At 58.2% G+C, this 12,392-nt stretch carries 8 protein-coding genes; 5 read left to right on the top strand and 3 right to left on the bottom strand.

Translation table 11 applies throughout. The annotated features are described in order from the left end of the window. The first annotated feature begins 11 nt into the window (after window positions 1-11). The 5 genes from cydB to ACOZ42_RS14765 all read left to right on the top strand — a co-directional run bounded on the left by cydB (window position 12) and on the right by ACOZ42_RS14765 (window position 5,431). Window positions 12-1,163: a cytochrome d ubiquinol oxidase subunit II gene (gene cydB / locus ACOZ42_RS14785; protein WP_003802113.1), complete on the top strand. Its 1,152-nt coding sequence runs from the start codon at window positions 12-14 to the stop codon at window positions 1,161-1,163. Between the two features lie 14 nt (window positions 1,164-1,177). Further along, window positions 1,178-1,318 carry a cytochrome bd-I oxidase subunit CydX gene (gene cydX, locus ACOZ42_RS14780; protein WP_003802112.1) on the top strand — a complete coding sequence of 47 codons (141 nt, stop codon included), beginning with the start codon at window positions 1,178-1,180 and terminating at the stop codon, window positions 1,316-1,318. After that, window positions 1,319-3,019 carry a thiol reductant ABC exporter subunit CydD gene (gene cydD, locus ACOZ42_RS14775; RefSeq protein ID WP_003802111.1) on the top strand — a complete coding sequence of 567 codons (1,701 nt, stop codon included), beginning with the start codon at window positions 1,319-1,321 and terminating at the stop codon, window positions 3,017-3,019. Continuing rightward, complete coding sequence (cydC, locus tag ACOZ42_RS14770; protein ID WP_426345310.1) at window positions 3,016-4,710, top strand: thiol reductant ABC exporter subunit CydC; 1,695 nt, start codon at window positions 3,016-3,018, stop codon at window positions 4,708-4,710. Before cydD ends, cydC begins: the two co-directional genes overlap by 4 nt. 169 nt (window positions 4,711-4,879) lie before the next feature. Next, window positions 4,880-5,431 carry an adenine phosphoribosyltransferase gene (locus ACOZ42_RS14765; protein ID WP_003802109.1) on the top strand — a complete coding sequence of 184 codons (552 nt, stop codon included), beginning with the start codon at window positions 4,880-4,882 and terminating at the stop codon, window positions 5,429-5,431. Window positions 5,432-5,570: 139 nt separating this feature from the next. On the opposite strand, the gene ACOZ42_RS14760 is transcribed toward ACOZ42_RS14765, so the two are convergent. The 3 genes from ACOZ42_RS14760 to ACOZ42_RS14750 all read right to left on the bottom strand — a co-directional run bounded on the left by ACOZ42_RS14760 (window position 5,571) and on the right by ACOZ42_RS14750 (window position 12,350). After that, window positions 5,571-8,393, bottom strand: coding sequence for an autotransporter domain-containing protein (locus ACOZ42_RS14760; protein WP_426345309.1), 2,823 nt, complete (start codon window positions 8,391-8,393; stop codon window positions 5,571-5,573). Window positions 8,394-8,639: 246 nt separating this feature from the next. Continuing rightward, complete coding sequence (locus ACOZ42_RS14755; protein WP_426345308.1) at window positions 8,640-11,441, bottom strand: autotransporter domain-containing protein; 2,802 nt, start codon at window positions 11,439-11,441, stop codon at window positions 8,640-8,642. 408 nt (window positions 11,442-11,849) lie between these two features. Beyond that, window positions 11,850-12,350, bottom strand: coding sequence for a pyridoxamine 5'-phosphate oxidase family protein (locus ACOZ42_RS14750; RefSeq protein WP_039943404.1), 501 nt, complete (start codon window positions 12,348-12,350; stop codon window positions 11,850-11,852). Between the last annotated feature and the right edge of the window lie 42 nt (window positions 12,351-12,392).

The following is a 12,392-nucleotide window of genomic DNA, read 5'->3' as shown; positions in this document are numbered from 1 at the left end:
GGGAAACCATTATGGATAGCCTGATTCTTCTCGATTACGACACCTTGCGCATCATCTGGTGGTTGCTGCTGGGCGTTTTGTTGGCTGCTTTCGCCATCATGGACGGGGCTGATCTGGGGGTGGCCATGGTGCTGCCGCTGGTGGCGCGCAGTGATGACGAGCGGCGTACGCTCTACAACGTGATTGGCCCGGTCTGGGAAGGTAACCAGGTCTGGCTGATTGTGGCCGGCGGGGTGGCTTTTGCCGCCTGGCCTTTGCTGTATGCGATGGCATTCTCGGGTTTTTATCTGGCCATGATGTTGCTGCTGGTGGCCCTGATAGTGCGCCCGGTTGCCATCAAGTACCGCAGCAAGCTCAGTTCTACGCGCTGGCGTCGTAACTGGGATGCGATCTGGACCGCCTCCGGTGTGGTTTGTGCCCTGGTGTTCGGAGTCGCGATTGGCAATGTCATGCTGGGTGTGCCGTTTGGCTTTGACGAAACCACGCTGCGTCCCCTGTATCAAGGTAACTTTTTTGGTCTGTTCCAGCCCTTTGCCATCCTGTGTGGATTGCTCAGCATCCTGATGCTGGCCTTTCAGGGGGCGGTCGTGGTGGCCTGGAAAGGCAGCGATCAGGTCGCTCGACGTGCTCGTGCCTGGGCCATGCCGTTGGGATTGCTGGCTATCGTGGCGTTTGCTGCCGGTGGCTGGTGGATCACTGCCATGAATGGCTACAGCATGCCTTGGCCGGAAGTGGCCCATGCCATGTCCAACCCGATTGGCAAGACAGTCGAGATGGTCGAAGGCGGATGGTTAGCCAACTACCGAACCTGGCCCGCTTTGTGGGCGGCACCGATTATCGGTTTTGCAGGCCTGCTGCTCGGGGCTTTGCTGGCGGGACGTGGTCGTGGCTTGCTGGCCCTGCTGTTCTCGTCCCTGGCACTGGCCGGCATCATTCTGACCTTTGGTTTTGCCGTGTTCCCTTTCCTGCTGCCATCGTCCTTGAATCCCGGCTCCAGTTTGACCTTGTTTGATGCCTCGGCCAGTCACCTGACCCTGTGGATCATGCTGCTGGTCACGCTGGTGTTTCTGCCCATCATCGTGCTCTATACCTCGTGGGTGTACAGCGTCATGCGTGGCAAGGTATCGGTTGCCAGCATGAAAGATTCTTCTCATTCTTACTAAGGAGGCCAACACCTATGTGGTACTTCTCTTGGGTTCTAGGTTTGGGTCTGGCCTGCGCATTCTCCATCTTGAATGCGATGTGGTTCGAACTGCGTGAGAACACTGCGTTGCAAAATGCAGCCGCCTCCCAGGCCAATGCAGATATCGAGGCCTGATTGACCCCGCAAAGTCCAAACGCGCAGCAGTGGCTGGGGCAGTTTTCCAGCCGCGCCCGCACGGCTTTGCGGGTTTCCATGTTGGCGCCGGTGCTGGCCGGCGCCTTGCTGATCCCCCAGGCCTGGTTGCTGGCACAGATTGTGCAGGCCATTGTGGTCGACGGGCTGCCCTGGACAGAGCAGTTGTTCTCTATCCTTATGGTGGCCGCACTTTTGCTGCTGCGCGCCGCCATTGCCGCTTTGGGGGAACGCCGCGCTCAAAAAGTTTCAGAACATCTGAAACAAGATCTGCGCTCGGAGCTTTTTGCCCGACTGTTCCGCAGTACGATGCCGCGTTTGCGGGCTAGCAATAGCGGTGAACTTTCTACTAGCTTGATTACGCAAATCGAAGCACTGGATGGCTTTGTGACGCGCTACATCCCTTGCATGGCTGCGGCGGCCCTGGTGCCCTTGGCGCTGGTGCTGGCGGTCTTGCCGGTGGATGGCATTGTCTCCTTGATTCTTTTGTTGAGCACGCCTCTGATTCCTCTGTTCATGGCCTTGGTGGGCTGGGGGGCGGAAGCGGCCAGCCGTGAACAACAACAAACAACGCTGCGTCTGTCGGGGTTTTTTGCCGATCGTCTGCGTGGCATTTTTACCCTGAGTCTGATGGGCCGGGGGCAGGACGAGTTGCAGCGTGTGGAATTGGCCAGTCAGGAGTTGCGCACACGCACCATGAAAGTGCTGCGCATCGCGTTTTTATCGTCGGCTGTGCTGGAGTTTTTTGCGGCCCTGGGCGTAGCAGGTATTGCTGTCTATATTGGCCTGGGGTATCTGGGTTACTTGGGGGAATCCTTCTCGGGCATCAGCTTGCAACAAGGCTTGTTCTGTTTGCTGCTGGCTCCCGAGGCTTACCAGCCCTTGCGCCAACTGGCCGCCAATTATCATGATCGGGCAGCGGCGCGTGCGGCTGCGGTAGAAGTCGATAGGCTGTGGGCAAACTTGGGCCAGGATTTGATTCCTGCGGCTCCCACCAACGCCGATAATGAAGCGGTGTTTGCCAACTTGCCGGTACTGGTCTTGCGTCACCTACATTTGCCGCAACTGGGCGGGCAGGGGACCTTACTGGAGGTGCCTGGCTTGCAACTCTATATAGATCAGTCCTATGCGGTGCTGGGAGCCAGTGGCTCCGGCAAGACCAGCTTGCTGGAGAGTCTGATTGGATTGCGTCCCCTGTCTCAGGGCGAGATTTTGCTGCGCAACAGCGATACTGCCGGACGCTTGCTGACTCGTCATGACGGGGTGGTACTGATTTCACAGCAGGCTTTTTTAGCGATGGGCACGATTGCCGACGGCTTGCGTCTGGCAGCACCGCAGGCCAATGAGGAGCAACTGTGGCAAGCCCTGGAACAAGCCTGTGCAGCCGATTTCGTGCGAGCCCTGCCAGCCGGCCTGCAGACTGAGCTGGGTGAAGGGGGGTTTGGGCTTTCCGGCGGTCAGATACAGCGTCTGGCCTTGGCGCGTCTGTTCTTGACGGACCCGCATGTTGTGTTGCTGGATGAGCCCAGTTCCCGCCTGGATGCAGCCACACGAGATCGCGTTATGCGCAATGTTCTGCGCTTTTGTCAGGGCCGCTGTCTGGTTGTGGCCACGCATGATCAGGAATTGGCGGCTATGTGTTCCAACCGCTTGCAGATTGCCCAAGGAGTGTTGACGGCATGAAAGCGTGGTTTCGCCTTTTAGGTGCCAGTTTGCGCGCACGCCGTGGAGCGGTTATGTTCACGGTACTTCTGGCGATCAGTACGGTGGCAGCCGGCGTCAGCCTGCTCGGGGTCGCAGGCTGGTTCCTGAGCAGCGCCTTTCTGGCGACCTTGGGGATCGTCTTTAATCTGTTCGGCCCCTCCGCCATGATCCGTGGTTTGTCATTTTGGCGTATCGCTTCCCGTTATCTGGAGCGTGTGGTCGGCCATGCTTTGACCTTGGATTTGCAGGTTCGCATCCGGACTCTGGTTTTTGGGCGTTTGAGTCGCTTTAGTCAGTCCCGTCTGGCGCAGTTTCGTGATGGCGAGCTGGCGTCCAGTCTGACCTCGGATGTCGCCGTTCTTGATCTGGTGCTCTTGTTGATTCTGGTGCCTTTGACCACTGCCGTGTTTGCCGGGCTGGTGTTCAGTGCCGTTCTGCAAACCTGGTTGTCCTGGTGGGCCTGGCTGATTCTGGCCTGCCTGCTGGTGGCAGCCTGCCTGATTCCCTACCTTTGCGCCCGGGGTGCCAGCCGTGCTGCCGAACAGGTCCATCAGCTGGAAAATCGCCAGCGTGTTCTGGTGCATCAAGCGATACGGGCTTACGCCGACATTCAGGTGTTTGCAGCAGCTGATGTGGTTCAGCAACAAGTGGACAAGCTGGCCCAAGCGCTCAGTCAGGCCCGGTTGCGCAGCAACGGCTGGGGCATTGCCGGTCAGTTTTTCCAACAGCTTCTTATGGGCGTAGCCCTGCTGATCTGCTTGCTGGTGGGTGCGCAGCAGGTGAATGTACAAGCCATGAGCGGGCCCTTATGGGTCGGTTTGGTTCTTGCTTTGTTGGGTTTGTTCGAGATTATGGCTCCCATGATGCGAGGAGCGTCACGCTTGGGTGAAGTTCAGGCGGCCAGTACACGCTTGTTGGGAATTTTAGATGAACCGCTTGAAGCACAGCAGGAGCAAGGTCAGGCCATTGTTCTGGATGGGCCCGCTTCCTTGGACGTTTCCGATCTGAGTTTCGCTTATGGTTCGCAGCCGGTACTGGAGCACTTGTCGCTGCACGTTCCGCCCGGCGAGCATATTGCGATTTTTGGCCCTAGCGGTTCGGGCAAATCAACCTTGCTAAGCGTATTGATGCGCTTGTTGCCGGTGCCTGGTCCGCAATACCTTATTCAGGCCGAGCCGGCTCCACACTGGAGCCGTGCCAGTTGGTTTGATCATTGCGCCTTGCTGGCGCAGGACTCGCCGCTGTTTCTGGGTTCTGTACGCGATAATCTGCTGCTGGCCGATCCGGGGGCCTGCGAGCAGCGCCTGTGGCAGGTACTGCACGATGCCCAGCTGGATTCAGTCGTGCGTGACTTGCCACAAGGCTTGGACACTTGGCTGGGTGAGGGGGGGCAGCAACTGTCGTTGGGGCAGCAGCGCCGTTTATGTCTGGCCCGTGTTTTGTTGTCGCCGGCCCATATCTGGTTCCTGGATGAGCCCACGGCGAGTCTGGACGGCCCGACCAGTCAGGCCCTGATGCAAGATATCCTGACGGCCGCTCGGGGCAAAACCGTGATTATGGCGACTCACGACACGCGTTTGCTGCCGTTGGTTGATTGTGTTTATCAGTTCGAGGCAGGGCGTTTGCAGCGTGTCGCTGTCTCGCGTGCAACGACTGTAGCGTCGAACTAAAAGACTTTCTCGGTCAAGTCTGCGGGAGTTTCCACTCAATCGCGTCGTATTAGTACAACGTGCGGGCACAAGCGGGATGAGCCCTTGTTGCTGCTGCCCAATTGTGTACACTTGCAACGTATCCAAGTGCGCCCTTTGCGCCCGGATTTTCTGTTGTAGAAGCTTTGACATGCAAATAGATCCCACCCAGTACATCCGTCAAATCATTCGCAATGTGCCGGATTGGCCCAAGCCAGGGGTGACGTTCCGCGATATCACCCCGGTGTTGCAAGACCCGCGCTCTTTTCGGGTACTGATTGACCTGTTTGTCTACCGTTACATGGGACAAAAACTGGATCTGGTGGCGGGTGTGGATGCTCGCGGTTTTATCGTCGGCTCGGTGCTGGCGTATGAGCTGAATCTGGGTTTTGTACCGGTACGCAAGAAAGGCAAACTGCCTTTCAATACGGTGGCGGAAGAATATTCCCTGGAGTATGGCAATGCCAGTGTGGAGATGCACACTGACTCCGTGCGTCCTGGTCAGCGCGTACTGCTGATTGATGATTTGATTGCGACCGGCGGGACCTTGCTGGCGGCTGCACGCTTGTTGCAGCGTTTGGGGGCCAATGTGGTGGAAGCCGCGGCTATTATTGATCTGCCCGAGCTGGGCGGCTCCAAAGCGGTAACAGACTCCGGCCTGTCGGTGTATACCGTCTGCAGCTTTAAGGAATCGGATCGCTGATCCTTATAGGCCGATCGATCACCGCTTATGTGGTCCAGAAAAATCCCTGCCATGCACGCGCATCGCAGGGATTTTTGTTGGCCGCCTGTAAGCTCGCAGCGGGTTTGGCTAAATGCCAAGCCCGCCTTGAGGGTTTCAATCAGAAGCGCAGTTTCATGAACAGTGAACCGGCATGATCCTGGTTGCGGCCAAACTGCCCCTGATAGTTCAAGCCAAAAGAGGTGTTTTTGCCGGCTTTCAGTTCGGCACCCAATTCGGCAACGGCGGCGTTCTTGGCGATAGGCGCACCGCTTACGCGAAAGTTGCTGCCGGGCAGGGCCGCAAAGGCCAGTTCACGTTCAGGGGTGGTATCACCCAGGGCGTGACGCCAGCCCAAACCGGCGCTCAGGGCCACCGTGGTTTTGGACAGGTCCAGCTCCGTGGTGCCTCGCAGCCCCAGCGTGACCGTGCTCAGGTTCTGACGCTGGGAGTTACCTCGCAGTGCTGCCTGACCGCCTGATTCGCTAAAGGAGCCGTGACGCAGTTGGTGCCAATTGACGCTGGCATAAGGCTCCACGCTGGAGCGGGGGCTCACCGGCATGCGGTAAGCCAATTGGGCAAAGGCCTGGACGCTGTGGGCCTTGTAGTCGGCGTTCAGCGTCTCGTTCTGATGAACGAAGATCGAGCGTTCGCTGTCCAGACGGTGACGGGTGTAGGCAGCGCCGGCCAGCAGGTTCAAGCTGCCTGAGCCCATTTCCCACGCCTGCGTCCCGTACAGGGCGGCGCTGTAGCTGTTGCTGCGCGAGCTCTGACGGCGATCATCCAGTTTGATGCGGTTTTCCAGATAGCCCAAAGACGCACCCATGCGCCAGCCTTGTTCGCCGATGGAGGTATCGCCACCCAGGAACAGGCCGCCGACTTTGTGGCGTACATCCTGGCTGTCCTCGTTGCCGTCCAGATCGCGTTGTTGATGGATCACGTCCGCCCACAGCACGGTGTCTTGTCCTGTGGCATGACGGGCGCCCGAGGCTTGTTTGCCCAAGGTACGGGGCAATAGATCGCCATTGCTGAGCAGTGCCGAGGTGGTGCCCGCATGGATCTGGCCTTGCAGTTGTTCCATATAGCCTGCGACCTGGCTGGACTGGGCATTGAGCACCGTGTCATACAGTTCAGCCATCGCGGCTGGTGGCTGGTCCGAGCCGGTATCCAGAGCGTTGGCCACGGCTTTCTGGTTGCGGGTATGGGCAAATGCTGCAAATGGGGTGTCATTGCGCTGGATCATCAAGGACAGGCCGGGGCCGTAGAGCAGCGTTGGTGACAGGAATGCCATGTCGTACGTAATGTGGCTGTATTTCCCGGTCACGCCCTGGGCTGCCTCCATGAAAGAATAGGCGACGTTTTGACGGAAAGGGCCGCCGGCTAGCTTCAGAGTGCCGTCGATATGGGCAGCACCGCCAACCACCAGACGATCTGTTGCGCCTGCGGTGCCGACTTCCAGTTCATGCACCGAACCGGCATGGGCGGTATAGTCGCCGCTGACGGTCAAGGTGCCTACAGAATTACCGGGGGCCAAGGTGCCGTAGTTATCGACTTGTGCGACCGTACCGGCCCCCCCCAGCGTTCCCTCACGCTCAACGATCACAGCAGAAGCCAGCGTGCCATTGACGGCCAGACGACCACCGCTGACGGTGGTGTCGCCGGTATAGCTGTTATTGCCCGTCAGCTCCAAAGAGCCGGCGCCGCGCTTGTGCAAGCCGCCTGTGCCCTTGATGTCATTGGCGAAAGTCGAGTTGTAGCCCAGCGTATCGACGTCGAACAGGCGGGTAAATTGCGCGGGCCCTTGCACGGCCTTGCCTACATTCATCAGGCCCCAGCCGTACGTGCTGGGGTCGCCCATGTCGGTGGCGGTAGTCAGCAGGGTTTGCTGCAGATGATAAGCGGTGAAATAGGGGAAGGCCTCCTTGACTAATGCTGCTGCTCCGGCCACATGTGGTGATGCCATGGAGGTGCCGCTTTTATAGGTATAGCCGCCGTCCGAGTTGACGGCGTTGATGCCAGGATCCCACTGCCCCCCTGGCGCGGTCAAACACCACTCGGCGGCAACCCCACATTTATTGGCGTAGACGGCCAATGAACCGTCCTCCCCTACTGCCGTCACGGCCAGCCAGTTGTCTTTCAGCTCGGGGAACCAATAGGGAGAACCGGCCAGAAAATCGGGGTGGTCTTGAGATTCATTGCCGGTAGCAAACACCATCAGGGAGCCGGCCTGCGCACTGTTCTTGAAGGACTCAATGATCAGAGGGTGGGCCTCTAGGGCGCTCTGCGCTGAGCCATAGTCCACAATATGGCAGGGCGGGTTATAGGACCTTGAGCAGTCATTGAGCCCTAGACTGCTATTGATAATGGGTAGCTTGAATTGGGCGAGATAGTTCCAGCCATTAGAGAGCATTCGATCTTGAAAGGCCCTTATATCGTCTGGAGTCGGTGCAGTGCCGTCATTGTCATCATCATCATCACCATCATCATCATCATCATCATCATCGTCAGCAACCATGCCGTAAGCAGCGACAAAAAGCTGGCTATTGAAAGCGACCCCGTGCATGCCTGCTCCATCACGTCTCGCACCCATGATTCCGGCAACATGGCTCCCGTGCCCGGCAGGAGGCTGAGTATCGACTCCTTGGCCATTGGCGTAGAGGCTGTTGCTGGTAAAGTCAAAGCCTCCTGCAATAGCGCCGGCAAACTCCGGGTGATCTGCCTGAATGCCCGAGTCCAGATAACCGATCGTGACGCCCTGGCCCGTAAAGCCGAGCGAATAGGCTTTGGCGGCATTGATCATGTCCAGGCCGGGTTGACGCTTATATTCTTTGGTGCGCCATTGCTCCAGCGAGCTCTCAGAATCGGCGTGGACGATACCAGGTAAAGTCAGGCTTAACAAAGCCAACTGCACCAGCATAGAGGTGTTGCGTTTCTTGTTCGACATGTCTTATCTACTTGGATTTGCTAAGGAGGGTGGCCACTCGTTGTGAAAACCTGCCGTGGAGGTCCTCAAGGCATCTTTCATTTAACGGCATAGCCGTTTAATCCGGCTGTTAGGGACTGCAGTATTGTCGAGATCGTGTTCTTGTGGGGACCCATGCCATGCATGCCTATCGCAGGGATTTTTGTTGGTCGCCTGTAAGCTCGCAGCGGGTTTGGCTAAATGCCAAGCCCGCCTTGAGGGTTTCAATCAGAAGCGCAGTTTCATGAACAGTGAACCGGCATGATCCTGGTTGCGGCCAAACTGCCCCTGATAGTTCAAGCCAAAAGAGGTGTTTTTGCCGGCTTTCAGTTCGGCACCCAATTCGGCAACGGCGGCGTTCTTGGCGATAGGCGCACCGCTTACGCGAAAGTTGCTGCCGGGCAGGGCCGCAAAGGCCAGTTCACGTTCAGGGGTGGTATCACCCAGGGCGTGACGCCAGCCCAAACCGGCGCTCAGGGCCACCGTGGTTTTGGACAGGTCCAGCTCCGTGGTGCCTCGCAGCCCCAGCGTGACCGTGCTCAGGTTCTGACGCTGGGAGTTACCTCGCAGTGCTGCCTGACCGCCTGATTCGCTAAAGGAGCCGTGACGCAGTTGGTGCCAATTGACGCTGGCATAAGGCTCCACGCTGGAGCGGGGGCTCACCGGCATGCGGTAAGCCAATTGGGCAAAGGCCTGGACGCTGTGGGCCTTGTAGTCGGCGTTCAGCGTCTCGTTCTGATGAACGAAGATCGAGCGTTCGCTGTCCAGACGGTGACGGGTGTAGGCAGCGCCGGCCAGCAGGTTCAAGCTGCCTGAGCCCATTTCCCACGCCTGCGTCCCGTACAGGGCGGCGCTGTAGCTGTTGCTGCGCGAGCTCTGACGGCGATCATCCAGTTTGATGCGGTTTTCCAGATAGCCCAAAGACGCACCCATGCGCCAGCCTTGTTCGCCGATGGAGGTATCGCCACCCAGGAACAGGCCGCCGACTTTGTGGCGTACATCCTGGCTGTCCTCGTTGCCGTCCAGATCGCGTTGTTGATGGATCACGTCCGCCCACAACACGGTGTCTTGTCCTGTGGCATGACGGGCGCCCGAGGCTTGTTTGCCCAAGGTACGGGGCAATAGATCGCCATTGCTGAGCAGTGCCGAGGTGGTGCCCGCATGGATCTGGCCTTGCAGTTGTTCCATATAGCCTGCGACCTGGCTGGACTGGGCATTGAGCACCGTGTCATACAGTTCAGCCATCGCGGCTGGTGGCTGGTCCGAGCCGGTATCCAGAGCGTTGGCCACGGCTTTCTGGTTGCGGGTATGGGCAAATGCTGCAAATGGGGTGTCATTGCGCTGGATCATCAAGGACAGGCCGGGGCCGTAGAGCAGCGTTGGTGACAGGAATGCCATGTCGTACGTAATGTGGCTGTATTTCCCGGTCACGCCCTGGGCTGCCTCCATGAAAGAATAGGCGACGTTTTGACGGAAAGGGCCGCCGGCCAGCTTCAGGGTGCCGTCGATATGGGCGGCCCCCCCGACGACCAGACGATCGTTTGCACCAGCAGGGCCAACCTCCAGTTCATGTATTGAGCCAGCATGGGCGGTGTAATCGCCGCTGACGGTCAGTGTGCCCACCGAGTTGCCGGGGGCCAGGGTGCCGTAGTTATCGACCTGGGCGACGGTCCCGGAGCCTCCCAGGGTGCCGTCGCGCTCGACGGTGACAGCCGAGGCCAGGGTGCCATTGACGGCCAGACGGCCCCCACTGACGGTGGTATCGCCGGTGTAGCTGTTGTTGCCGCTCAGCTCCAGTGAGCCGGCGCCGCGCTTGTGCAGTCCACCCGTGCCGCTGATGTCATTGGCGAAGGTGGAGTGATAGCCCAGCGTATCGACGTCAAACAGGCGGGTAAATTGCGCGGGCCCTTGCACGGCCTTGCCTACATTCATCAGGCCCCAGCCGTACGTGCTGGGGTCGCCCATGTCGGTGGCGGTAGTCAGCAGGGTTTGCTGCAAATGATAAGCGGTGAAATAGGGGAAGGCCTCCTTGACCAAAGCCGCTCCACCCGCGACATGCGGGGCGGCCATGGAGGTGCCGCTAAAAGCGATATAGCCACCCGAGGAATTGACCGAATTGATGCCGGGCTTATCGTCACCCCCCGGGGCGGCCAGACACCACTCGGCAGCAACTCCGCATTTATTGGCGTAGGAAGCCAGGGAGCCATCCTCAGCCAGGGCCGTTACAGCCAGCCAGTTGTCTTTCAGCTCGGGGAACCAATAGGGGGAGCCAGCCAGCAGGTCAGGGTGGTCCTGAGATTCGTTGCCGGTAGCAAATACCATGAGAGAGCCTGCTGCTACGCTGTTGTGAAATGCGTTGATCGCCAGCGGCTGCCAATCCAGTACACCTTCGGGGGAGCCATAATCCACGACATTGCAGGGGGGTGGGGAACTGACATCATTGCAGCCATTGACTCCCAAGCTGCTGTTGATGATAGGCAGCTTGAACTGTGCCAAATAGTTCCAGCCTTGCGAGGCGACGCGATCAAAGGCGGCGGCCGCTTCACGCGGGTCGGGTTCATATGGATCATTGCCAAGCATGTCGTCGTCCTCATCCGTGCCGTCGTAAGCGACGGCAAAAAGCTGACTGTTGAACGCGACACCATGCATGCCAACGCCGTCACGACGTGCGCCGATAATGCCTGCAACGTGGCTGCCGTGACCTGACGGTGGGTCGGAGTCTATGCCTTGGCCGTTGGCGTAGGCGGTATTCGTGTTGAAGTCAAAGCCGCCTGCAATGGCCCCTGCAAACTCAGGGTGCTTGGCCTCAATGCCAGAGTCCAGATAGCCGACTGTGACGCCTTTGCCGGTAAAACCCAGTGAATAGGCTTTGGCGGCATTGACCATATCTAGACCAGACTGGCGCTTATATTCTTTGCTGCGCCATTGTTCCAGTGTGCTGTCAGGCTCAGCATACGCAATGCCGGGCAAAGCCAGGGTCAGCATCGCCATCTGCACCAGAACATAGGTGCTGCGTGTCTTGTTCGACATCTCTTCCTCTCCAGGGGGGTCTTAGACGTGGCGGCAAGTCGTCGTGCATGGGTACCGATCAGTTTTCCGCATTACATTTAACGTCATGGCCGTTGAATCTTATAGCGACTGAATTTACGTTTTGTCATTTTTAGCGTTTGAGAGCGGCAAAAACGTGACACCTTTATCTCTTGGCGAGGCGGGTGCGCGGAGGCTTTACGTAGGAAGAGGGGCGTTTAATCGAGGGGCTGCTCAACTGCTGAGAAAACCAGCGGCTCCGGATTTTATTGCGGTAGCGGCAGCAAAGTGACAACAAATCGGCCTTTTACCCGAAACCCACTAGACTGAATTTGCGGTGGAAAACCGCAGTAAGCGGTCAAGGCACAGGCAATGGAGTAGAGCGGTAGTGCGTATTGATTCAAGGAGGCGTCAGTCCTGACCTGTTGAAGATTCTGCCAACAGGGCACGTACCGGTTCAGGCTTCAACGTACGTGCGGCAGCAAAGCCTGCAATATGGCGCACGCGTACCAGATCCAAAGCAAAGAAGTGAAAGTCCGTGAAATGACAGAGAAACTCCATATCGGGGAAGCGTCTTATATAGGCTTTCCGGGCCTGATCAAAATCGGCCTGACCTCGTTCGAGCTGGCGGGCCAGCACCTGAAAGGTGACGCGTGGCAGGTCATGGACGGCATCCTGTCCATGTTCGCTTTGGCTGACCATCAGACTGGCGTCGGGACGTTGCATGAGATAACGGGTGTGGGCCGCCATTTCACTGATGTGAATGATGATGTTGGCTTGCTCGGGGCAGATCGCAAAGGGAACGCGGGAAACCACCGGCAAACCCTGGTTGCTGAGCGTGCCCAGCGAAGCAGTCCGTTCGCTGCGCAGTAGGCGTTGGAGGCTGAGCAACAATGGATCATCCATAGACATAAAAACACCTATTCTGAAAAAGCTTCCATACAGCGTCTTGTG

The organism is Alcaligenes sp. HNGD-HTN06, from assembly GCF_049932565.1.
In the GTDB taxonomy this organism is placed as follows: domain Bacteria; phylum Pseudomonadota; class Gammaproteobacteria; order Burkholderiales; family Burkholderiaceae_B; genus Alcaligenes; species Alcaligenes ammonioxydans.
This window is presented reverse-complemented; position numbering and strand designations above follow the sequence as displayed.